Origin of the sequence: Peribacillus sp. NPDC097198 (genome assembly GCF_044762055.1) — a bacterium.
Taxonomy (GTDB): domain Bacteria; phylum Bacillota; class Bacilli; order Bacillales; family DSM-1321; genus Peribacillus.
On the sequence record NZ_JBIWDO010000001.1, the window covers coordinates 510899 to 535392 of the forward strand.

Here is a 24494-nt window from a genome sequence, read left to right on the forward strand (position 1 = left end):
TCTCTCATTATCTCATATATTTTTAGTCAGGGCGATAAAGGACTAGGGACTAACAACTAATGTCGAAGTGACTTAGGCAGACCGTCTAGTTGGTGAACCATTTATCGGTGGACCCCACCTAATTCATGCGCAATATGTAAATTACTAGATTAGATAGCAATCTAGTACAGATTTTAGTATGATGAAACGTAGAGATTTTTTCAAAATAATTGGGAGGTTCAACATAAATGAGCTTACTTTCTATAGATAATTTGGCACACAGCTTTGGTGATCGGACATTATTCAGAGATGTTACGTTCCGTTTGATGGCTGGGGAACATGTAGGCCTCGTCGGCGCTAACGGCGTAGGTAAATCAACAATGATGAACATTATTACCGGGCAACTGATTCACGATGAAGGCCGAGTTGATTGGACACCTGGCGTTGAATATGGCTACCTTGACCAGCACACCGTCCTGACTAAAGGCAAAACGATACGCGATGTGTTAAGAGATGCCTACTTACCTTTATTCGAGCAGGAAAAAGCTTTGAATGAAGTGACCGAGAAAATGGGTTCAGCGACACCAGAGGAACTTGAAGAACTTTTGGAACAAATGGGGGAAATCCAAGATAAACTCGAAGCTGGGGATTTTTATAATTTAGATATGAAAATCGAAGATGCGGCACGCGGGTTGGGCTTGGATGCGATAGGCCTTGAGCGTGACGTTTCTGCTCTGAGTGGCGGACAGCGGACAAAAGTATTGCTGGCGAAACTGCTATTGGAACAACCCCAAGTACTACTGTTGGATGAGCCGACAAACTACTTGGATGTAGAGCATATCCGTTGGTTGAGCAGCTACTTAAAGGAATATCCTAACGCATTCCTATTGATTTCACATGATACCGAGTTCATGAACGGCGTAGTTGATGTCATCTTCCATCTAGAATTCTCGAAATTGACCCGTTATACGGCGACATACGAAAAATTCCTTGAACTTGCTGAACTGAATAAGAACCAACATATTAATGCATACGAAAAACAGCGGGACTTCATTAAAAAGCAGGAAGACTTCATCGCAAAAAACAAAGCCCGTTATTCAACTTCTGGCCGGGCAAAAAGTCGGGAGAAACAATTGAATCGCATAGAACGTATCGACCGTCCGGAAACGGCGATGAAACCGACTTTCGATTTCAAAGAGTCACGTGCGAGCAGCCGATATGTATTTGAAGGGGAAGATATTGAAATCGGCTATGACCGTCCATTACTTCCAAAACTTTCAATGAACATAGAGCGTGGGGAGAAAATTGCCATTGTGGGATGTAACGGAGTGGGGAAATCCACACTGTTAAAAACGATTCTTGGTAAAATCGAGCCACTAAGCGGGAAAAGATCACTTGGTGATTTCCTCTTCCCTTCTTATTTTGAACAAGAGGTACAAGCAGGCAACACGACACCGATCGATGAAGTGTGGAACGCATTCCCTCATCTCGATCAACCTCAAGTACGTGCTATCCTCGCGCGGGTTGGCTTAAAAAATGAACATATCACTCGCCCGATGGCCCATTTAAGTGGTGGGGAACAGTCCAAGGTCCGCTTATGTAAGTTGATGCTTACAGAAAGCAACTGGCTTCTGTTCGATGAACCAACAAACCATTTAGACGTGGTGGCCAAGGAAGAATTGAAACGTGCATTGAAAGAATATAAAGGAACGGTTCTGATTGTCTGCCATGAACCCGATTTCTACGAAGATTGGGTCACGAAAGTATGGGACGTCGAAGAATGGTCGAACAACAACTAAATGAACGGTCAAAGAGGGTGCCGCATACATTGCGGGCACCCTCTTTATTTTATTGAACGGGACTGGTCATGCTCAATGATTAATGCATGTCCCCACTACGTTCAGCTACTAACGTATACGTTTTAGGTATCCCAATGTCATGGATTTTGTGGTTTGGTTCTTCTTCAAGGACTTTGATGATCAAACCGGATTCTCCGACTGCCGTTATGAGTTCACCCATGGTCCATTTGCGTTGGACCACTTTCGAAAGGCTTTGTTTATCTTCTTCAGGCATATGTTTGGAAAAAGCCACCTCGTTATTTTCAATGGCAGGAGCAAAATAATTGCCTGTCACCTTATGTTTTTTACCAGAAGAGGTTATGAGTTTCGTCGAAATTGGATGGAACTCATGCAGCACGAATCGTCCCCCCGGCTTCAACATCCTTTTTACCGTTTCGAATAATGGCTGCAGATCTATGAGATAGTGAAGGACACCCAGTTCCATCAAGACCAAGTCCTGGTCTCCTAATGCATGTTCGGGCGGCAAGGACAGCACATCCGAGACAATATATTCAATGCTGACGTCGGATGATTCAGCCAGTTCGTTCGCGAAAGTAGCATTTTCCCGAGAGAAATCCACGACCTTAACGTCAGCTCCCAACATCGCCATGGCGACTGCCTTGACCCCATTCGATCCCATTAAATGTGTGACTTTCCGACCCACTATGTCTCCCATATATTTATAAAATGGATGCAATCTCCATCGCGGGTTGTGCTTGATCTTCCCTGCCAATTCATCCGGTTTACCGTAACGGTTCACAAGGGCTAGATAATTATTTTGATTCCAGGCCTGTTCATTTTCAGCTGTAAAGCCCTTTTGTGCCGATAATAGATACGCATGGATTTCATCACGATTACTCTGCATTTCAGCATTGTAAAGGTAGCTGTATAGGGATTGGCACCAAAGCTCGGTTTCCCCTACTGGTATGAGTAGTCGGTAAGGATCCGTTTTAATTGTCCTATTGAATAAACAGCGGACCGTAATCAGTATTCCATCCTTTTCAACCTGGAAAAAGGCTGTTTCAGGATTCTTTTCGGGCTGTGAAGGAGCATGATCTATGAAAAGGGAAAATGTTTCATCAAAAACATCCCACTGCACGTCGACCGAGACATTTATAGTATCCTTTATTTCAACCCCTTGTATAAATAAAGCGGAGGGTCCCGTAAATTGATAGGGAATGTTTTCATCCTCAAGCAATTCCCCTATCCATGTAATTGTATGTAAATAGTTTCCGTTCATGCGAACCTCCTAGATCAGTAAAAATCAGTAGAATCAATCTTCCATAGCCAACGACAAACCTGTGCGCGTGAGGGAGATCAGTTCTTTGTCACCTCGATCGATTCCATACACAAGCAGCCTGACGAGCATGTAAATCGCCCTAAATCTTGCCAGGTTTTTGACTTCGGTTTCAATTTCACCATAGATTTCAAAAAAGGACCGTCTCGCCTCTTTTGGAAAGTAGCTGTATAAAAAAGAAAAATCGATAGCTGGATGCCCGATATGAACGTCCCCCCAGTCAATGATGCCCATTAGTACACCCTGGGCATCGAGCAAGACGTTCCGGACATGAATATCACCATGGACAAGGGTATCGCATGTCCCTTCATACGATACATCCAGGTCTTTCAAATACATCGAAACGGCATGGGCCTGTTCAGAATAGCCTAGTGCCACTAATGCTAAGAGTTGCTCATCAAGGCTGTCCTGCCGGAAAGAAACATCAAGCCTCCGCATTCCATCAGGCTGTACACCCAATTGTTTCGCCGTTGGCACAGGAAACCCGTGAAGCACTTTCAGGAAGTGGGCAAACTTTATTGCCGAGGAAATCTTACTTTCCATGGTTTCCTTCACAGGTAAGTGTCCCTTCACCATTTTGTAGCCAGTAAAGGGATATGGATAACTACTGCTCGGCTCTCCAAAAAAGACCGGTTCAGGAATGGCTAGCGGAAGATTTCCGGCCAATGAAGGCAAAAGCTTGTTTTCCACTTGAATTAAGGTAACAGCAATGGGTCTTCGGGGAAATCTGAATACATACTCCTCATTCAACTGAATGACCGTATTGTCAAACCCTTCCCCGATTTGCCTCACCTTTTCCAAGCCCACATCGGGAAACTGCTTCTTTATCAAATTCTTTGCAAGTTCTAAGGAAACTGGATATTCTGCCAACCATGGTTTGTCCAATTCTCCTTCCCCCTTTATCGGTTTCTGCCCCTGCTAGGTGAACCTCCTGAATCATTGCGACGGTTCCCATTCGGACTATGGGTATTCCCCCTTCTGCCTTGACTCCCTCCTTGTCGTTCTCCTCGGACATTGTCGCGACTACGTCCCCGACTTTCATCCCTATGATCTCCTCGTGTGTTCTCGCGTTTAGGACCTCGGTTTGCAAAGCCCTCACGTGTATTCTCTAGACTCAACTCACGATTGTCGGCCTGATTAGCGGAGCGGTGACTTCCTCGGTTCGGACCTCGCGTATCGATTCTTTCTCTATGACGGCGTCCACCACCAGAACGTGGACGACGCGCTTCCCCTTCAGATGAGTCGCGGTCATGACGCTTCCGTTTATTCTCGACTTCGCCCGGCTGGAACATCTTAACCCCTTCGATCTTTCTCCGTTCAATTTTCATGGAAATACCTTTTTCAATATCACTCAAAAGCTGAAGATCCTTCGTAGCAATAAAGGTTACGGCTAATCCATGCTCACCGGCCCTTCCTGTACGTCCTATCCTATGGATATAGCTTTCGGCATCTTCAGGAACATCGTAGTTAAAAACATGTGTCACGCCTTCAACATCCAGCCCACGCGCAGCAACATCCGTGGCCACTAAATATTGAAGCTTCGCATCCCGGAAGTTTTTCATGACGCGCTCTCGTTTTGCCTGCGACAAATCCCCATGAAGTTCATCCGAGTTGAAACCAGCCGCCTTTAAAGCATCGTTCAAAACAGAAACACGGCGCTTTGTCCGGCAAAAAACAATCGCCAGATATGGCTGTTCTTCCTTTATGATGCTGATCAGTGAGGACTGTTTGGCCCTATCCGTCGTTTCAATGACAAGTTGACGGATCTGCTCGACCGTCACTTGCTCAGCTTTAACAGCAGCTGTCAATGGTCTATCCATATAACGCTTCGCCAACTGATGGACTTGTTCTGGCATCGTCGCGGAAAAGAGCAACGTTTGTCTTGTCTCTGGCAATTGTCCCATGATTTCTTCCACTTCCGGTAAAAATCCAATATGGAGCATTTGGTCCGCTTCATCCAAAACAAGCGTTTCGGTTTGGGATAAATCAATGGTTCCCCTTCGTAAATGGTCTAATAATCGGCCCGGTGTAGCTACCACGACAGAAATATTCCGTGTCAGCTTTTTCATTTGCTGCTCCACATCTTGTCCACCATACACGGCTAGCACTTGCAATTCCTCGATCTCATTGGCGAACTTTTTCAGCTCAGCCGTTATCTGTAACGCTAACTCCCTAGTCGGTGTGACGATTAATGATTGAACGTGGGAAGCTTTTGGGTCGACTTTTTCTAATATTGGAAGCAAAAATGCCAATGTCTTCCCTGTTCCTGTCTGTGCTTTCGCGATGACATCCCGTCCCGCCATTATGTCAGGTATCGATTTTTCCTGTATCGGGGTTGGGCTGGTTATGCCGGTTTGCTTCAATATCGTGTTAATTTCTGGGCTTATGCCAAGCTCGATGAAATTTGTCATGTATCGGCCTACTCTCTATATTTGTGATATCTTATTTAAATCATCATTACATCCATTGTCTATTATTGATTCTACACTAAGGCAATTTCCTTTACTCCAAGTTCTTTGTTAGTATATCATTATCTATTTTTGAGAGAAAATTTTTCATGGTATTGTGCTTTAGATGTTTTTCTAATATAATTTATAAGATTTTAAATTTCTGACTAACTATACTATTTGAGCTACTTGCCTGGAAAAAGGTGGGCGTCTCCTCCTTGTAAATGTCCGTACAAGGAGTTTTTGTATATAAAAAGAAGGAGTGGCCGCATGTTTAAATTAAAAGAACGGAAAACGAATATTAAGACAGAAGTCCTTGCAGGGCTTACAACCTTTTTAACATTAGCTTATATCATCGTTGTAAACCCCAAAATTCTTTCTGATGCTGGTGTTCCTTTTGAACAGGCTTTTACAGCAACCATCATCGCTACCTTAGTCGGTACTCTTTTCATGGCTTTTCTAGCCAATTATCCGATTGTCATTGCTCCTGCGATGGGATTGAATGCCTATTTCGCGTACTCTGTCCTAGGCACGCATGATATCTCGTACACGGTTGCCTTTTCGGCAGTCTTTGTTACAGGGATTATCTTCGTCATATTATCGCTTACTTCTTTCCGGTCTAAACTGATTGAAGCGATCCCCAATAATCTGAAACATGCTATCAGCGCCGGGATTGGTCTATTCATCACCTTTATCGGGCTTCGTTTATCTGGGGTCGTAACGAGTCATGAATCGAACCTGGTGACCCTAGGGAGCTTCAGAGACCCAGGAGTGGCACTTACCTTAATCGGTTTGGTAATAACCATCATTTTAATGGTCCGTAAGATTCAGGGTTCCATTTTCATCGGGATGATCATTACAGCGATCATTGCCCTATTTACTGGACAACTTAAAATTGAACATTTTGTTTCGGTGCCATCGTTACCCGAGGGCATCATTGTCGCTAATCCAATCACTTCTTTTGCGGATGTTGTAAACTACGGCCTATATGGTGTAGTGTTTTCCATCCTTCTCGTTATGCTTTTCGACACCACCGGAGCCCTAATCGGGATTGTGCGCCAAGCTGGGTTATTGAAAGACGGAAAGTTGGAGAAAGCAGGAAGTGCTTTCTTCGCGGATTCCGTTGGGACAACAATCGGAGCCATGTTCGGTACAAGCCCTACTGCCGCCTCCGTGGAGTCCTCGGCCGGTGTAGGTTCAGGTGGTAAAACAGGGTTAACCGCTCTTGTCGTAGCCATTCTTTTCTTGGTCACTGCTTTCTTCAGCCCACTTATCGGGGCAGTATCAGATATTGCGGCCATCACTGCACCTAGCTTGATCATAGTTGGTAGCATGATGATCAAAAGCATCAATGAGATTGAATGGACCCATTTCGACGAATCTTTCCCAGCCTTTTTGGTCATTGTTACGATGCCTCTTACTTCAAGTATCGCCAATGGTATAGCACTTGGATTCATCTCATATCCAATACTAAAAATCGCAAGAGGGAAATTCAAAGAAGTCCATCCGTTAGTATACATCTTTGCCGTTCTTTTTCTTTACCAACTCATTTTCTTAGCATAAAAGAGAGGAACCGTGACATCACGGTTCCTCTTTTCATGTCCTATCCTCGCCTTTAACCCCCTTCGAATCCTATCAAAAAAAGGATATCCAACATGTTGTCAGATACCCTTCCTCTTTTACTGATTCATTTGATCAAGAAAGTCGCCAAGAAGATCATCCAGGTTTTCCTCTTCTGGTTCCGGCTGCTCTGGCTGTTCTGAAGTCTCATCGAAACTCCAATCAAAATCATCCAAATCCATTTCGGGTAATTCCTTCGGTTCTTCTTCCAAACTCCTCTCCACCAATTCTTCCTCTTCCTTTACATAGACATCCTCATTGATTCCATTGCTGTTTAGTGAGGCCAACAAGGCCGTAGCCCGTAAAGGATCGGATAAAAGATGGTACAAAATCGTTCCAAGCATTGCTTCTGAGTGGGAATGCTTTAGCCAGTCACGCTGAGATTTACTAAGCTTATTCGGCATGGGCAAGGCAACCATCTCCCGTTCCTGATGAGAGGATTGCCCAACGCCATCAAGAACATACTCTGCAATCTTACTGGAAAAATTTCTTCTTTCCGTTTCCTTTAATTTCTGCAGCTGCCTTAACGTATAATCGGATACATCTGAAGGGATACGAAAAGTGATGGCCTGTCCTCTTTTGATTTCAGAAGAAGCTGTTTTTTTCATTTTCTCACCTATTTAACTGAACCTGTACGTTGTTCTTTCTTCTTATGTTGAGATTGTTGCTCTTCCTTTGAATTCCGGCGTTTAAAGTCGGAAATCAGCTTGTAATAGGCGTTGGCCATCATCCAAACGCTTTCTCTTTCATCTTCAAAAAAGTCGATATTGTACCCATCAAAGTTTTGATTGAGTGTTTTCAAGTAATCCTTCAGTACAATTGAACCCCCACCTACGAAGTAGCAAATCTCCGTCTGTGAATTCTTTTTCCAAACGTTGCGAAGATGACGATATTGTTTTTTTGCAAGCTCCCCTAAAATGCGGTCGACAATATCATGCACACTTGTCCGACTTCCACGGACCATTATATGGTTCCGGTCGTTTTTTTTCGTGATAATCTCCACCACGTCACGTCTGCTGTCCAATTCGACACCATGTTTCTTCCTGATTTCCTCACGAATTGATTCGAGTGCTTCAGCCACACCAAGATTAAACCCTTGTGCTTTATCATCATCCACTTTACGGTTCTTAATGACCGCGATATCTGTCGAAAGTCCGCCGATATCTTGAATAAGAATTCTTTTGTCGATCAGCTCACGGTTAATGATGTTCAAATCATTGTCCATTACTAGATTGATATAAGCTGCAAACCCTTCAGGATAGACCTTCACTTCATCAAATTTAATATTCACTTTCAATCCCTGATATTTAGGCGTGATTAAAAATTCCACTTGGTGAACCGAACCCACTAATTTCGAGCGATATCCGACATCTTTCCCTTCCTTCACTTCACGGAGCGGAAGGCCCGTACCCAACGTATAGTTCGCTTCGACGACATTATTAACCTTTTTGAAGCGATCATTGTTCCCCTGTTTAGCCGCATCCAATGCCAGTGCCGCAAAAAGCATGATCAACGTTTGGTCTTCTTCCGATTTACTGCTGCCTAAATCCAATTCTGTAGGGTTATCACTTTTTGTCGCTAAATTCCCAACACGGTAAATAGCATTATTATCTTGAAGTGCTGGTGAGTGAACTCTTATATGAATTCCATCCAATGGGTTATTCTCATCCAGTTCCTCTATCCCGATGACCGGCCGGTCCTCAATATCTTTTGCAATGACATTCGGTATATATAGTTCAGACTCTAGTTTTCCAAAAATAGCTTTGATAGCATCATTACCTACATCTACTGCTGCGATTCTAGAACTCATCTTAAAACATCCCCTTTTTTTAAAAAAATGCCAGACAGTGTACTTTAATAAGAATAGAAAAAAATACCATAATAGTCAATGATTCGATAGATATACCTTTTCCTAAAATATGTATTCATTTTGTATACATTAGTAACAAGTGTGTACACACCTTGTATATAGCCATGTATACGTGTTTGTAAACACGTTTACTATATTGTTTACAAACTATCTTATTTTGTTTACATGTATACATTTTTGTATACAATGCAAACCATTTCCTTTTTATAACATCCATCTACCAAAAAGAGGATAAAAAGCTAGGTGAAAGGGAATGGTAATAAACGGAAACCATTCCTAAACGTCTGGAGGAATTTAAAAATGACTGAAAAAAATACAGAACTCCCACAGTATCCTGAACCCTTCTGGAGAAGTACATTGACTTTTCCTTCATTCCCCAAGGTAGAAGAAGATATTAAAACAGATGTCTTGATTGTTGGGGGCGGGATCACAGGCATAACTTCCGCTTATCTATTAGCCAAGCAAGGAGTTCAAGTCACACTCATTGAGGCGAGCGAGATCCTAAACGGAACCACAGGACATACAACAGCCAAGATTACCGCCCAGCATGGACTGGTTTATGACAAGCTAATTGCAGCGCATGGCGAGGAAAAGGCAAAACTATACTATGAAGCAAATACTGAAGCAATGAATTTAATCAAGGAATTGGTCGAGGAACATTCTATAGAATGTAATTTATCTAAACAAGATGCTTATGTGTATGCAAATACTGAAGAATATGTTAGTAAGATTCAAAAAGAATTGAGGGCCTATCGTAAACTCGGTATTCCCGGTGATTATGCCGACACTATACCCTTCTCCATTCCATGCAAAGCCGCGGTAATCATGAAGGACCAGGCACAGTTCCATCCATTGAAATATTTACTGGGACTTACCTCCCCCATTCTGGATGGTGGCGGGAAAATCTTTGAACATACGACAGCCATGAAGATTGAAGATGGAGAGAATCCGACCGTTCTGACTGAGGATGGTCATAAAATTAAATGCAACCATGTCATCGTCGCTTCTCATTTTCCTTTTAATGATGAGATGGGTTTATACTTTGCACGGGTCCATGTAAAAAGATCCTATGTCCTTGGCATTAGGATGAAACAGGAATATCCGGGAGGCATGTTTTATAGCGCGGATAGCCCTTCCCGTTCCCTTCGCTATACGGAAAACGACAATGGTGAAAAGCTGATTCTTGTAGGCGGAGAAGGGCATAAAACCGGGCAAGGTATATCCACAATAAACCATTATGAGGCTTTACAGGATTTTGGCTCCCACTATTTCAAAGTGGAGGACATCCCTTACCGTTGGTCGGCTCAGGATATCGTGACGCCTGATGACCTGCCATTCGTTGGCCCGGCAACCCCCAATCATCCCCGGGTGCTCATTGCAACCGGTTATGCAAAATGGGGCATGACAAATGGAACCATTGCCGCAAAAATCTTGACTGACCGCATTTTACAAAAGGATAACCGATATGCGGACTTGTATGATCCCGCCAGATTAGATGGAATGAAAAACATGGTGAAAGATAATGCGGATGTCGCGAAGCATATGATTCAGGGCAAGCTTTCCATCCTTCATAAAAAGCCAGACGACCTAGGATTGGATGAAGGGGCCATTGTCAAAGTGAATGGGGATAAGGCTGGGTGTTACCGAGATAAAGAAGGTCAACTATTCATCGTGGACTCGACATGTACCCATATGGGATGTGAAGTCGCGTGGAACAGTGGGGATAGGACTTGGGATTGTCCGTGCCATGGCTCACGTTACTCTATTACTGGAGAAGTTATGGAAGGTCCTGCAGTCGAGCCCCTCAAGAAAATTCGGTAATAACGGATACCTAGCGTACATTGCCCTATTATTCTCGACTATAACAACTGTTTTCCTTATACTGAAGGGACTGCAGTAACTTGCAAATACCTCTAAAAGGGATTGAAGTAAAATGAACGGTAAAAACCGAAAAGATATCACTCCAGGAACCTCTGTAGACATTGTACTGAAAGCAGATCAACGAAGCGGAAAACTAACAAGTGGTACAGTAAAGGACATCTTAACAAACTCTAGCAGTCACCCACATGGAATAAAAGTACGGTTGACAGACGGCCAAGTTGGCAGGGTCCAGGTCATTCATAAATAACATGCACTCGGTTTGAAACCGAGTGTTTTTTTATATCCTTATTCTTTCGATCAATCCTTCAACAAAAGGGAGCATGTTTTCCCTTACGGTCCCGTACAATAGGATAAACTCACTTTTATAAAAGGTTGGTGTCTTATGAATCAGGAATTTAGCACCCCCAATCGAAATTATCTTGATAACCCTCACGCTTTAAAGGTGTCCGGCTCTGAGACGCTTCAGGCTGCCCCTGATCAGGCGACCATTACCCTGGGGGTCATAACAGAGGATGAGGACCCCCGGAAGGCTCAACAAGCCAATTCACAAAGCATTGCACGAGTCATTGCTGGACTGAAGTCCATTGGCATTTCCGAAGATCAATTGAAAACGAGTGAATATAGGATTGACCCGCAATATGATTATGTTGGTGGAAAAGAACTGTTTAAAAATTATAAGGTCCATTATATAATCCAAGTCCAAACAACTGAGATTGAGGCCATTGGCATCATAATTGACACGGCTGTCAGCAATGGGGCCAATTCCATCTCCAATATCCGTTTTTCCTTGTCCACTCCAGAGGTCTATTACAATCAAGCCCTTTCACTAGCTTTAAAGAATGCTTATGAAAAAGCACTCTCCATGGCGAGAACGATAGGAGTTACCTTGAACCCCATTCCCACTCTCGTTGAAGAAATGTCGGAAACAACTCCTCCTGTTCTTTTCCAAACCAGTTCCTACACCAAAGCAGCCACTACCCCCATCCAACCTGGTGAATTGAACATTACCGCTACAGTAAGAGTGGAATATACTTACTAAGTTGCCGGTTTCCAAAGTAAAACCCTCTATTGGCAAGGCTACTTGCCAATAGAGGGTTTTTGTTTTTAAAAGACGACTGTTTTGTTTTCATGAACAAGAACACGGTCTTCCAAATGCCACTTCACAGCATGAGCAAGTACCCTGCGTTCTGCAGAACGACCAATTTTCTTCATCTCTTCTGCAGAGTCACGGTGATCGACACGTTCTATGTCCTGCTCGATGATGGGACCTTCATCTAAATCATTTGTCACATAGTGGGATGTTGCCCCTATCAACTTAACACCGCGGGTATATGCGCGTTCATAAGGTCGAGCCCCTATGAATGCAGGTAGGAATGAATGATGGATGTTGATGATTTTATTCGGATGGGCTGCCACGAAATCGGGTGTCAAAATCTGCATATATCGAGCCAATACGATTAAATCAATCTTAAAGTCCTCCAGCAATTTAAGCTGCTGCGCTTCCACTTCTTTACGAATCTCTTTATTTGCCGGAATATAATAAAAAGGAATATTCATGGATTCGACAATTTCCCTAGTATCTTCATGATTACTGATGACCATCGCTATATCTGCCAGTAGATTGCCGCTTTGCCACTCCCATAACAACTCAAGTAGACAATGTGGTTCTTTCGAAACGAAAATCGCCGTCCTCTTTAAATCACTAACGTAATTGAACGTCCATTGCATGGAAAACTTTTCTGAAATTTCTTGAAAATCTTTTTCCATGTCTCCTGATTTCGCTTTTAAGTTGGGGCAATCAAATTCAATTCTAGTAAAAAAAGTCCCGCCATTTGGATTCATGGAATACTGACTCAATTCAACAATATTCGCTTCATATTCTTTTAAAAAAGCCGTTACCGTTGCGACTATGCCTGGTTGATCCGGACATTTTATTATCAAACGTCCTCTATCTTCATTTTTTTCACGGTATGCCTGTAATTGCTCTTGCACAAAGTTGTTCACCATTATCCCAACTGCCCTTCGTCTTTTTGGCTCTATTATACTTTATTTCGTCAGCAATGTTAAAGTCAGTCCATTACTCCCCGATTAATAAGCACGATAATCCTTGTCTGAAACCTGTACTGCTTTCAACACCCACTCCGGATTGGAAGGTAATACATCCCCGTATACCGGCTTTTTTATTATTTCTTCGGTGGTTTCCACTTGCGTACCGTTTTAATAAGGGGGATTTTTTTCGATTGGATTTTCAATGACTTGATAGACACCCAGCTATCCAGTGACTTGAACATAACGGGAAATATAGAAGAAGTAAATGCAAAGTCCTAGAACCTCTAAGAATTGCATAGTAAAAGAGATTAAAAGACAAGAATCGGCCTGATTAAGGACGATTTTTTTTGATATTTGGACATTTTGGGACGTTCTTCCCAAAATTGGAGGTTATGACAGAAGACATGTTGGGTATAAAACACTTTATCAGTACCTAAAAGGGGGATTAGAAATAATCATGAAATTATCAGTAAAATTCATTCTTGCATTATTGGTCATTCTTGGTCTCATGTCCGGCTGTGCTGAGAAGGATCAGCTTGAAGATGGTAGTAAGCTGATTAATGAGGATCAGTTCATCTTCGCTTCCTCAGGTGAATTCAAACCATTCAGCTATGTCAATGATGACATGACTGTAACTGGATTTGATGTCGAGGTGGGAACGGCCATTGCCAAAGAATTAGGACTTGAAGCAGTTCCTAAGCGAATAAAATTCAAAGGAATTGTTGAAGGGGTCAAGACTGGTCGGGCAGATGCAGCTGTTGCCAGTCATACCATCAATGAACAGCGTAGTAAACACGTTTCCTTCTCTACTCCCTATTACTACTCTGGTCCTCAAATCTTTGTGCGCCCTGATAGTGATATCGAGACAATCGAGGATTTAAAAGGAAAAGAAGTAGCCGCGTCTAAAGGTTCTACATACGCAAACACCGCTGAAGAATATACAACCAATGTAAAAACCTATGATAGCGACATCACGGCCCTTAAAGCATTGAGCGGAGGGCGTCATGATGCTGTCATAACGGATTTTGTCACCGGAAAAGAAGCCGTGAAAGAAGGCTTTGAAATTGAAGGACGACAATTGATTGAACGGAGTGAGCAGGCGATTGTACTGCCACAAGATAACCCTGAGTTGCTCGCACGTGTCAATGCAGCACTCGACAATCTCCGTGAAGACGGAACGCTTGCTGAAATCAGCAAAAAGTACTTTGGTGAAGATATCACGACCAAACCTGAATAAAGATAGATAGAAAGGGAGTTGTTCCATTGCCAAGTTTTTCACATTTCTTTGATACATTATTTAGCTCTTCGGATGTGTTCATCCGAGCCATGCTCCTCACCTTGGAGCTTACTGTCGTATCCATTTTAGTGGGGACCGTCATCGGATTACTTTTTGCACTCTTAAAAATTTCTAATATTAAGATCCTCGCATGGATTTCAGATGCTTATGTATTCCTAGTCCGGGGTACACCATTGATCGTACAAATATTCATCCTTTACTTTGGTATTAGTAACATCTTCCTGCTTCCTGATTTTTGGGCAGCATCTCTTGCACTCGCCTTCCATAACGGTGCTTATATTTCGGAAATACTTCGTGGAACGATTCAATCCATCGACAAAGGACAGGTGGAAGCTGGTCGCTCGCTAGGAATGAGCAAGTCTCTCACACTAAGAAGAATCATCCTGCCACAGGCTTTCCGCCGTGCACTGCCACCACTAGGCAATCAATTCATCATCGGCCTTAAGGATTCCTCATTAGCCGCATTCATCTCAATGAATGAGCTCTTTAACGTTGCCACTACGTTAGGATCTAATAACTTTGATGAAATGACTTACCTTCTGATTGTAGCCGTCTATTACTTGATACTTGTAGCAATCTTAACCATAGCCGTCAATGCATTCGAAAAGAAACTGTCCATTAGCGATCGATAGGGGGAAATGAACATGGAACAAAAAGAAATGATTCGCATAAGAAACTTGAATAAATCATATGGAGATCTTCATGTGCTTAAGGATATCGATATGAAGGTGCTGGATAGCGATGTAGTCTGCCTGATAGGCCCTAGTGGCTCTGGTAAAAGTACATTGCTCCGTTGCTTGAACTATTTAGAGAAAAAGGACAGTGGACAGATCCTGATCGAGGGAACAGAGATTCAGCCTGGAAAACATGATATTAATAAGATTCGGGAAAAAGTGGGCATGGTTTTTCAGCATTTTTACCTTTTCCCACATATGACAGTGCTTGAGAATATTATAGAAGCACCTACTCACGTCAAGAAGGTCCCTAAGGCCCAAGCCATTAAGGAAGCAAAAGAGTTATTGGTTAAAGTGGGACTCTCGGATAAAGCGGATGTCTACCCAAGCAAACTATCGGGTGGGCAAAAGCAACGGGTTGCCATAGCTCGGGCCCTAGCCATGAAACCGGATATCCTACTCTTTGACGAACCCACTTCCGCTCTCGACCCGGAACTTGTCGGTGAAGTGTTAGCGACAATGAAGGAACTGGCCATTGAAGGCATGACAATGGTCGTCGTGACCCATGAGATGAGCTTTGCCCGTGAAGTAGGAGACTGGATTGTCTTCATGCACAACGGACGTGTGATAGAAAGCGGCCCACCTACGGAATTTTTCTCCAATCCAAAAGAAGAACGGACGAAGGAATTTTTACAAACGACTGTATTTTAAATGACACCATCCGAAGCAATGCAGAGAAACTCTGCATTGCTTCTTTTCTGAACAATACTAGTTATATAGATTTATCAGTTGCCACCAAAGTTTCAGGGATATATTCTTCCCAAATGTGCAAACTAAATACTAGATGAATTGTTTCAGAATATATCCTCACTCCCCCCATTCCGGCTCGAACATGGAAAAATGTCTGTATTTATGGTATATATACAGGTAAAATTAAAAGAAGTATATAAATGAAAGAGGTCGAATTCTGTTGGAACATAACTCTTCAAATTTTATTAAAAATATTATAAACGATGATCTAGAGTCCGGAAAACATAATCATATCGTCACCCGTTTCCCTCCTGAGCCAAATGGTTACTTACACATCGGGCACGCAAAATCCATCATACTGAATTTTGGTGTGGCTGATGAATTCAATGGGAAAACGAACCTGCGTTTCGATGACACGAATCCATTGAAGGAAGATATTGAGTATGTCAATTCCATCAAGGAAGATGTTAAATGGCTTGGTTATGACTGGGATAACCTTTTCTTTGCTTCCGATTACTTTGATAAGATGTATCAAAAGGCTGTATTGCTTATCACTAAAGGTCTAGCCTATGTGGATGACCTAAACGCAGACCAAATCCGTGAATATCGTGGAACATTAACGGAACCTGGAAAAGATAGCCCTTACCGCAATAGAACGGTTGAGGAAAACCTTGAGCTATTTGAAAAGATGCGTAACGGCGAATTTGAGAATGGCCAAAAGGTATTGCGTGCAAAAATCGATATGAGCTCGCCAAATATTAACCTGCGGGATCCTGTTATTTACCGTATTTCCCATACGGAACACCACAATACAGGAGATAAATGGTGCATCTATCCGATGTATGCATTTGCTCACCCAATTGAGGATGCCATTGAAGGCGTCACTCATTCCATCTGTACGTTGGAGTTTGAAGATCAACGTCCGCTTTATGACTGGATCGTTGATAATTGTGAAATGGAAAGCAAACCACAACAATATGAATTTGGCCGTTTAAACCTGACGAATACGGTGATGAGCAAGCGTAAATTGAAACAGCTTGTCGATGAGAAATTTGTCGACGGCTGGGATGATCCACGTATGCCTACCATCTCCGGTTTACGGAGACGGGGATATACACCGGAAGCGATTCGTGCTTTCTGCCAGGAAATAGGTGTTGCTAAAACAAGTGGTGTCGTCGATTCCCAAATGCTTGATCACTTTGTCCGTGAGGATTTGAAGCTGAAGGCTCCACGTACCATGGGTGTTTTAAAGCCACTTAAAGTCGTCATCACCAACTATCCAGAAGGTGAAGTTGAAATGCTTGAAGCTGAAATCAATCCCGAAGTACCTGAGATGGGTACTCGACAAATTCCATTTTCACGTGAAATATACATCGAGCAAGATGATTTCATGGAGAATCCACCGAAAAAGTACTTCCGTCTTTTCCCGGGTAATGAAGTCCGTTTGAAACACGCTTATTTCATTAAATGCGAAGACGTGATAAAAGATGAGGCTGGAAATGTCATTGAGCTTCATTGCACATATGATGTTGAAACAAAGAGCGGATCTGGTTTCACTGGCCGTAAGGTGAAAGGGACACTTCACTGGGTCGAAGCTACACAAGCTATTTCAGCAGAATTCCGTAACTTCCAACCTTTAATCTTGGATAATGAGCAAAATGAAGAAGAAGAAAAATCATTTTTAGAGCGGGTTAACCCTGATTCCATAGAAGTCTTACAAGGATTTGTTGAGCCTAATATGAAAGACGTCAAGCCACAGGATAAATTCCAGTTTTTCAGACATGGCTATTACAATGTCGATCCTAAACTTACGTCATCCGATCAGCTCGTCTTCAATCAAATCGTTAGCTTGAAGAGTTCATTTAAATTATAAAAACTAATGAAAAGGACCAAATTCCATAATGGAGTTTGGTCCTTTTCATATGCTTGTGCCTTTTGATTCATCTTGCATCACTTCATCTGAAATAGCAATAATAGGTCTCCGTAACCTTCCTCTTCCATTTCATTTCTAGGGATGAACCGAAGTGCAGCCGAATTGATGCAATAACGAGTTCCCTTGGGGGCAGGATCATCTGAAAACACATGTCCTAGATGGGAATCGCCTTCCCTGCTCCGCACCTCAGTACGGGTAGATCGATAGCTTACGTCAATCTTTTCATGAACACTGGCAGACATGATCGGCTTTGTAAAGCTTGGCCATCCACATCCACTATCATACTTATTCCTGGAGCTGAATAGGGGCTCTCCAGAAACGACATCCACATAGATGCCTTCTTTAAAATGATCCCAGTACTCATTGTCAAAAGGTGGCTCTGTCCCATTTTCCTGTGTAACGAAAAATTGCCTCTCAGTCAAGATTTCCTTAAGGTGGGATTGATCCTTAGGCCAGTTTTCTTTTAAGAAAGCATCGCGGCCTGAACCCTTACGATACAAGGCGTACCTAAATTGATTCTTTTTATGGAAATCCTGATGATATTCCTCAGCAGGATAAAACTCCATGGCTGGTAAAATATCCGTTACAATGGGGTCATCGAACAGATTACTCCCCATTAATTCTTTCTTGGACTCCTCGGCTTCTAACTGTTGACGATCATTATGATAAAATATCGCAGATTTATATTGATTACCCCTATCAGAAAATTGTCCACCAACATCGGTAGGGTCAATCTGCTGCCAGAATATCCGAAGTAAATCTTTATAAGAAATGAGGCATGGATCAAACACTAGCTGAACCGCTTCTACATGATCGGTCTGACCCGAAGTTACCTGCTTGTAACGTGGGTTCGGTACCTTCCCGCCCGTATACCCCGAAGTCACCTCAATCATTCCATCCATCTCATCAAAGGGAGCTACCATACACCAAAAGCATCCCCCTGCAAAGGTCGCGATCTCTCTATCATTCACTGTCACACTTGGCACCCTTTCCGACTATTTATTTTGTTTTATTATTACATATCCAAACAAGAAAACCCTTCTAGTCTCTTGAAGATTGGATGGCGCTTCACTCTTTCCTGTCATGCCATTCTATAAAAAGAGGCACTTAGGAATCAACCTAAGTGCCTTACATAATCATTTATTATAGCCTGGAACCTATTAAAGGATGACACTGACGATGATGGCTGATAGAATGCTGACAAGCGTCGCACCATAAAGTAACTTCAAGCCAAATCGTGCCACAACGTTCCCTTGCTTTTCATTTAGTCCTTTAACTGCACCAGCGATAATCCCGATTGATGAGAAGTTTGCAAAAGATACCAAGAACACCGATACAATACCTAAAGTTCTCTCACTGAATCCAGCATCCGCTAAGCTCAACATGGCAACGAATTCATTCGTCACTAATTTAGTGGCCATGATTCCACCAGCAGATACAATTTCAGATGCCGGAACACCCATGATGAAGGCAAATGGAGCAAAGATATATCCTAGGATTTCTTGGAAGCTAATACCTAGAATCAAGTCGAATAAGCTGTTTATACCAGCGATTAATGCGACAAAACCAATTAACATGGCAGCAACAGTTATCGCCACTTTGAATCCATCCATGATATATTCTCCGAGCATCTCGAAGAAGGATTGCTTTTCTGCCCCTTCTTCAACAGCGAGAATATCTTCTTCCTCGGAAACTGTATATGGATTGATGATAGAAGCGATAATAAATCCACCAAACATGTTAATAACAATGGCTGTCACCACATACCTTGGCTCAACCATAGTCATGTAAGCTCCTACAATCGACATGGATACAGTGGACATGGCCGATGCACAAAGCGTGTACATACGTGAAGGCGGTATGGCACCCAGCTGTTTCTTCAAAGTAATGAATACTTCTGATTGACCAACGATAGCCGAAGCAACCGCATTATAGGATTCAAGCTTACCCATCCCATTTATTTTACTGATTAGTAAACCAATCCACTTCATAATGAATGGAAGGATTCTTAAATACTGTAAAATACCAATTAAGGCGGATATAAAGACAATCGGAAGAAGAACATTTAAAAAGAACGGTGATGCGCCTTCATTGACGATTCCGCCGAAGACGAATGTTACCCCTTCATTGGCCCATTTCAAAAGCATTCCAAATGCGTCAGCAATAGCATTGATGATGACAAGACCAAACTTCGTATTTAATAATATATACGTCAAGATAAGCTGAATCAGGATCATTATGATGATTGGTTTAACTTTGATTTTCTTACGGTCACTGCTCACTAATACAGCAAGTCCAAAAACGACGATCAGCCCTAAAATTGCTATCAGAAATTTCATTATGCGGCCTCCACTTAGGTGAATTTAATTTATTTTAACTGGTACCTTAAAAGAATTATGCAAGCGTTTTCTCTTTTAGCCAAAATACCTTGTCCGTACCTCTTCAATTTTATATACTATACTAATATTTTTTGTAGTGCAATTAATTTTTTTCTATAAGCACAATACAATATTTGGTAACTGACAAACCCATTTTATTAAAAGTTTCCCCAACTGGTTTCTCTATATCCACATCTAACGAAACAGCAACGATCAAAAAAAACTTAGGGTTAAAAAAGACCCTTAACTTTCCCTTAAGATAAAAGGGGAAATTAGAGCCTATCTTTTTATTTATATCTTTGGTTTTTTGGGAAAGGTAATTTCGAAACGCGTGCGTTTTCTCTCTTCACTCGTCACTTTAATAATCCCTTGATGCATTTGGACAATCCACTTGGCAATAGAGAGACCAAGCCCTGACCCTTCGTTTAAGGAACGGGATTGTTCCACTTGATAAAATCGATCAAAGATTTTCGATAGTTCCTCTTGAGGAATCCCCTTCCCATCATCTTCTACAGATAGAATGATGGACGAAGCGCTCTTGACGCAGGTTATCGAAATCTTCCCGCCTTTTTCCGTAAACTTCAATGCATTATCCACTAATATCACCAATAATTGATGAATTCTTTCTTTGTCACCAAAAAACTCAACCTGCTCCGGTACTAAGCTAACCATTGTTTTATTCTGAAAAGAAGCTATATCAATATACTGTTCAACAACTTCGCTAATGACTTCATCTAAGAAAAACTTTCCTTTTGTAACCTCCACTTGATTGGAATCCGTTCGTGTCAAGGTTAAAAGGTTTGTAACTAACTTATTCAAACGTCGCACTTCTTTGGAAATGATCGATATATCAACCGCTTTTTCCTCGATTGTCGCGGAAGGTGATTGAAACAACAAATCAGCTTTCGATTGAATGACAGCAAGAGGTGTCCTGATTTCATGGGAAGCATCGGAAACGAACTGCTGCTGTTGCTCCCATGATTTTTTTATCGGGATGAGGGCCCTCCCCGCTAAAAGGTACCCAGCTCCAATGGCCAAAAGGCTTCCGATGCCTCCACCCATGAGCAATATGAGCAATAAGCGATTGAGCATAGCTTTTTCCGAATCTACATTCCGAATGAATTGCCACGTCATTTTTCCGTATTCTGTTTCTACCTGTGTGGAAACCGCCCGGTATGTAGCACCATCGACAGAAATTTCTTCAATCTCATCAAACGTTTTCGGGAAAAACTCTGGTTCATTGACCTTGAAGAAACTGTTTTCGTTCAACCTTGGCTCAATGATTGTTTCATTCGGACCCCAAACGATCACACTCGGACCTGGGCCTAACTGAAATTCACCTGGGGGACGAATTCCCCCCGGCATTCCCCCAATCCTTTGCTCACGTAAGGAGTCATTCACTTCTTTATAAATCTGATTTTCCGTATAGAAATAAATTGTTCTGCTTAATATCGCAATAAGAACTATGAAGACGATTGAATTCAATAATGTCAACTGAAGCCTCGTTTTTTGAAACATGCTAACCCCCCTTAAGGTTGTTTTAACATATAGCCAATTCCTCGGATAGTCTGTATGTCCTTATGGTATTGAAAGGGTTCCAATTTCTTTCTTAAATGGTGCACAAACACTTCAACAATTGCGATCGTCGTATCGGAGTCAAACCCCCAGATGCGGTCAAAAATCTGTTCACGGGTAAGGATTTTTCCCTTGTTTTGAATGAGGTATTCGAGCAATTCATATTGCTTCAGCGTTAGTCTTACCGCCTCACCCTCTACCAAAATACCCTTTTCCTTCTCCAACAATTGAATTCCTCGGTACTTCCAACCTTGCTCAAGCGAAAGAATTCCACTCCTACGCAGAAGAGCCCGTATTCTTGCCTTAAGCTCGGCTGCCTGAAATGGCTTGACCAAGTAATCATCCCCTCCAAGTTCCAGGCCCTTTACCCGATCCTCCAGGGAATCTTTTGCGGTTAAAAATAAAACACTCGTATCAATTTTGGCGTTCCTCATTTGGCGGATGATCTCGAATCCATCCATACCCGGAAGCATTACATCCAAAAGAATGATATCGTATATACGTTGCTGGGCCAAAAAAAGCCCATCTTCCCCGTTATCAGCTGTATCCACTTCATATTCATCCTCTAAAATTTGCCTCATTGACTCTAATAACGAAGCATTATCCTCTACCACTAATACCTTCATCAAAAGGCTCCCTCCTGACAAAATTCTCCTGTAAATATATTGTAATCCTACCCCTTTATATATATAAAAGAAAACCAGACAACATCAGCCTGCTTTTTTTAAAGATGTATGATGAAATCAGTATTACGAAAGAAGCTTAACTTTTCCTTAATGATGGCTGCCTTTATATGTAACAAATGAACGAAGATTTCTTTTCTTCGCTTTACTAAATTCTATGTCGAACAAAAAAAGGGGATTTTTTTAAAATTAAATTTACAAAATATTCTAATAAATATATACTGAGAGTGTTATCGGGCTCCACTAGGTAAATTATCTTGATTTATAAAGGGGGAACCACATTGCCATCAAATGAATCAATGGCTGAAGATCAAAAAGTAAGCGCTTCCAAAAATTACACCGAAATTGTCCAATCACCATCATTTCAAGATCTCCTTAGAAAAAAACGTAAGTTCATCGTTCCACTTTCCATCTTTTTCATGGTCTTTTATTTCTCCTTACCCATTCTCACTTCCTATTCTACAGTCCTGAATTCAAATGCTTTCGGCGCTATCAGTTGGGCCTGGGTGCTTGCCTTCGCACAATTCATCATGACATGGACCCTATGTGTGCTTTACTCCAAAAAAGCTGCAACTTTCGACAAGCTTGTCGAACATATTATAAAAGAAGCGAAAGGAAGGGGGTGAAGAGGGCATGAATGTACTAGCTTTTGTCTTATTTCTTCTCATAGTCGGTCTAACCTTGGTCATAACCTTCTTTGCCTCACGCCGTACCAAAACGACAGCTGACTTCTATACGGCGGATAGCAGTCTAACCGGTTGGCAAAATGGCTGGGCAATAGCCGGGGACTATATGTCCGCCGCTTCATTTCTGGGAATTGCGGGGATGGTCGCACTCTCTGGATTCGATGGGTTCTTCTATAGCATCGGTTTTCTAGTCGCTTACCTCGTCGTACTCTATATTGTAGCCGAGCCCCTTCGTAATCTTGGGAAATACACTCTTGCCGACATGATTGCTGCACGCTTCAACGAAAAGAAGGTACGCGGCGTGGCTGCTTTAAATACGATTTCCATTTCTACCTTTTATATGATTGCCCAACTTGTCGGTGCAGGCGCCCTCATAAAATTATTACTTGGAATCGATTACTTATACTCCGTTATCATTGTTGGGGTTTTAATGACCGTATACGTCGTATTTGGTGGGATGACCGCAACTAGCTGGGTGCAAATCGTCAAAGCCGTTTTATTGATGGCCGGGACATTCATCATCTCCATTATCGTACTGGCAAAATTCGACTTCAGTGTGTTGGAGATGTTCCGGCAGATGAAAACAGCCACTCCTCTCGGAGGTGATTTCCTGAACCCAGGAAACAAGTTTAAAGATCCATTGGACACTTTATCACTCAATCTGGCCCTCGTGCTAGGAACGGCTGGACTTCCGCATATACTCATTCGATTCTTTACAGTGAAAGATGCCATCACTGCGCGAAAGTCCGTGGTCTATGCTACATGGATCATTGGAATTTTCTATATCATGACCATATTCCTTGGATTCGGGGCAGCAGCCTTCGTAGGGTATGACAAAATCGTTGGAGCGAATTCTGCTGGCAATATGGCTGCTCCCTTGCTTGCTGAAGCCCTAGGCGGAGATTTCCTTTTCGCCTTTGTATCAGCCGTTGCTTTTGCTACCATCTTAGCGGTTGTGGCCGGTCTTGTTCTATCTGCCGCCTCCGCCTTTGCCCATGATTTTTATGGTCATATCATTCGTAAAGGTGAAGCCACTGATAAAGAACAAGTCGTGGCCGCTCGTTGGGCATCCATCGGTGTGTCCATCCTTTCCATCATCCTTGCTCTATTTGCCCAAAATATGAATGTTGCCTTCCTTGTATCCCTTGCCTTTGCCGTTGCCGCTAGCGCCAATCTTCCCATCATTCTCTTTACGGTATTCTGGAAACGCTTCAACACAGCCGGAGCAGTCACAGGCATGCTTGTCGGCCTAATCAGCTCCCTGTTGCTCGTGTTCTTAAGCCCGAATGTCTGGTCTCCGGATGGGAATGCCATCTTTGTAGGGAATCCGCTCTTTCCTCTTGAAAATCCAGGAATCATCTCCATCCCGATTGGCTTTATCGCTGCAATCGTAGGAACCTTGTTGTCCAGTAAAAAAGCGGATGCCAAGAAATATGATGAAATATTAGTCAAGGCTAATACGGGGATGAAGGATTCAATTTAACCCAAATAGGAAAAGAGGGGGATCATTTTTCCCCTCTTTTCCTATTTGGTAACA

The 24494-nt window shown here is 42.4% G+C and carries 21 protein-coding genes; 11 read left to right on the forward strand and 10 right to left on the reverse strand.

The window, feature by feature from the left end:
- Positions 1-227: 227 nt before the first annotated feature.
- On the forward strand, positions 228-1778 hold the full coding sequence (abc-f, locus tag ACIQXQ_RS02460) for a ribosomal protection-like ABC-F family protein (RefSeq protein WP_402870105.1): 1551 nt from the start codon (positions 228-230) through the stop codon (positions 1776-1778).
- 79 nt (positions 1779-1857) lie between these two features.
- Here the strand turns inward: abc-f and ACIQXQ_RS02465 are convergent, their stop codons facing one another.
- From ACIQXQ_RS02465 to ACIQXQ_RS02475, 3 genes are read right to left on the reverse strand one after another with little or no spacing between them, the layout of a single operon-like run.
- The gene (locus ACIQXQ_RS02465) at positions 1858-3057 is read right to left on the reverse strand and encodes a class I SAM-dependent methyltransferase (protein WP_402955012.1); all 1200 of its coding nucleotides are present in this window, start codon (positions 3055-3057) and stop codon (positions 1858-1860) included.
- A 33-nt stretch (positions 3058-3090) separates the two neighbouring features.
- Complete coding sequence (locus ACIQXQ_RS02470; RefSeq protein ID WP_402870099.1) at positions 3091-3999, reverse strand: phosphotransferase; 909 nt, start codon at positions 3997-3999, stop codon at positions 3091-3093.
- Between the two features lie 14 nt (positions 4000-4013).
- A complete protein-coding gene (locus tag ACIQXQ_RS02475) occupies positions 4014-5525 on the reverse strand; it encodes a DEAD/DEAH box helicase (protein ID WP_402870096.1) in 1512 nt (503 codons plus the stop codon).
- Between the two features lie 306 nt (positions 5526-5831).
- On the opposite strand from ACIQXQ_RS02475, the gene ACIQXQ_RS02480 reads away from it, so the two are divergent.
- Positions 5832-7124 (forward strand): NCS2 family permease, encoded by a 1293-nt coding sequence (locus tag ACIQXQ_RS02480; protein WP_402870094.1) that lies wholly within the window; start codon positions 5832-5834, stop codon positions 7122-7124.
- A gap of 116 nt (positions 7125-7240) precedes the next feature.
- Here ACIQXQ_RS02480 and ACIQXQ_RS02485 read toward each other — a convergent pair whose 3' ends face one another.
- Together ACIQXQ_RS02485 and ACIQXQ_RS02490 are read right to left on the reverse strand one after the other, a co-directional pair.
- Complete coding sequence (locus ACIQXQ_RS02485; RefSeq protein WP_402955015.1) at positions 7241-7789, reverse strand: hypothetical protein; 549 nt, start codon at positions 7787-7789, stop codon at positions 7241-7243.
- A gap of 8 nt (positions 7790-7797) precedes the next feature.
- Complete coding sequence (locus tag ACIQXQ_RS02490; RefSeq protein WP_402870090.1) at positions 7798-8991, reverse strand: Alp7A family actin-like protein; 1194 nt, start codon at positions 8989-8991, stop codon at positions 7798-7800.
- Positions 8992-9351: 360 nt separating this feature from the next.
- Between ACIQXQ_RS02490 and ACIQXQ_RS02495 the strand changes: the two genes are divergently transcribed.
- The 3 genes from ACIQXQ_RS02495 to ACIQXQ_RS02505 all read left to right on the forward strand — a co-directional run bounded on the left by ACIQXQ_RS02495 (position 9352) and on the right by ACIQXQ_RS02505 (position 11971).
- Positions 9352-10872, forward strand: a complete 1521-nt coding sequence (locus tag ACIQXQ_RS02495; protein WP_402955018.1) for an FAD-dependent oxidoreductase — start codon at positions 9352-9354, stop codon at positions 10870-10872.
- A 112-nt stretch (positions 10873-10984) separates the two neighbouring features.
- Positions 10985-11179, forward strand: a complete 195-nt coding sequence (locus ACIQXQ_RS02500) for a YwbE family protein (protein WP_057914066.1) — start codon at positions 10985-10987, stop codon at positions 11177-11179.
- 135 nt (positions 11180-11314) lie between these two features.
- Positions 11315-11971, forward strand: coding sequence for an SIMPL domain-containing protein (locus tag ACIQXQ_RS02505; protein ID WP_402955021.1), 657 nt, complete (start codon positions 11315-11317; stop codon positions 11969-11971).
- Between the two features lie 65 nt (positions 11972-12036).
- Here ACIQXQ_RS02505 and purU read toward each other — a convergent pair whose 3' ends face one another.
- Positions 12037-12939 carry a formyltetrahydrofolate deformylase gene (gene purU / locus ACIQXQ_RS02510; protein WP_402870082.1) on the reverse strand — a complete coding sequence of 301 codons (903 nt, stop codon included), beginning with the start codon at positions 12937-12939 and terminating at the stop codon, positions 12037-12039.
- A gap of 499 nt (positions 12940-13438) precedes the next feature.
- On the opposite strand from purU, the gene ACIQXQ_RS02515 reads away from it, so the two are divergent.
- The 4 genes from ACIQXQ_RS02515 (at position 13439) to ACIQXQ_RS02530 (ending at position 17575) form a co-directional block, all read left to right on the forward strand.
- The gene (locus tag ACIQXQ_RS02515) at positions 13439-14218 is read left to right on the forward strand and encodes a transporter substrate-binding domain-containing protein (RefSeq protein ID WP_402870080.1); all 780 of its coding nucleotides are present in this window, start codon (positions 13439-13441) and stop codon (positions 14216-14218) included.
- A gap of 26 nt (positions 14219-14244) precedes the next feature.
- Positions 14245-14910: an amino acid ABC transporter permease gene (locus ACIQXQ_RS02520; RefSeq protein WP_402870078.1), complete on the forward strand. Its 666-nt coding sequence runs from the start codon at positions 14245-14247 to the stop codon at positions 14908-14910.
- 12 nt (positions 14911-14922) lie between these two features.
- Positions 14923-15663: an amino acid ABC transporter ATP-binding protein gene (locus ACIQXQ_RS02525; protein ID WP_402870075.1), complete on the forward strand. Its 741-nt coding sequence runs from the start codon at positions 14923-14925 to the stop codon at positions 15661-15663.
- A gap of 259 nt (positions 15664-15922) precedes the next feature.
- Complete coding sequence (locus ACIQXQ_RS02530; protein ID WP_402870072.1) at positions 15923-17575, forward strand: glutamine--tRNA ligase/YqeY domain fusion protein; 1653 nt, start codon at positions 15923-15925, stop codon at positions 17573-17575.
- A 77-nt stretch (positions 17576-17652) separates the two neighbouring features.
- Here the strand turns inward: ACIQXQ_RS02530 and msrB are convergent, their stop codons facing one another.
- The 4 genes from msrB to ACIQXQ_RS02550 form a co-directional block, all read right to left on the reverse strand.
- Positions 17653-18612 (reverse strand): peptide-methionine (R)-S-oxide reductase MsrB, encoded by a 960-nt coding sequence (gene msrB, locus ACIQXQ_RS02535; protein WP_402955024.1) that lies wholly within the window; start codon positions 18610-18612, stop codon positions 17653-17655.
- Between the two features lie 183 nt (positions 18613-18795).
- Positions 18796-19974 carry a NupC/NupG family nucleoside CNT transporter gene (locus tag ACIQXQ_RS02540; RefSeq protein WP_402870067.1) on the reverse strand — a complete coding sequence of 393 codons (1179 nt, stop codon included), beginning with the start codon at positions 19972-19974 and terminating at the stop codon, positions 18796-18798.
- Between the two features lie 330 nt (positions 19975-20304).
- Positions 20305-21531 (reverse strand): sensor histidine kinase, encoded by a 1227-nt coding sequence (locus ACIQXQ_RS02545; RefSeq protein WP_402955027.1) that lies wholly within the window; start codon positions 21529-21531, stop codon positions 20305-20307.
- 11 nt (positions 21532-21542) lie between these two features.
- Entirely contained in the window at positions 21543-22214 is a 672-nt protein-coding gene (locus tag ACIQXQ_RS02550) for a response regulator transcription factor (RefSeq protein WP_402870061.1), read from the reverse strand.
- A gap of 356 nt (positions 22215-22570) precedes the next feature.
- On the opposite strand from ACIQXQ_RS02550, the gene ACIQXQ_RS02555 reads away from it, so the two are divergent.
- Positions 22571-22897 carry a DUF485 domain-containing protein gene (locus ACIQXQ_RS02555; protein WP_402871295.1) on the forward strand — a complete coding sequence of 109 codons (327 nt, stop codon included), beginning with the start codon at positions 22571-22573 and terminating at the stop codon, positions 22895-22897.
- 7 nt (positions 22898-22904) lie between these two features.
- Positions 22905-24440: a solute symporter family protein gene (locus ACIQXQ_RS02560; protein ID WP_402870058.1), complete on the forward strand. Its 1536-nt coding sequence runs from the start codon at positions 22905-22907 to the stop codon at positions 24438-24440.
- Positions 24441-24494 lie beyond the last annotated feature (54 nt).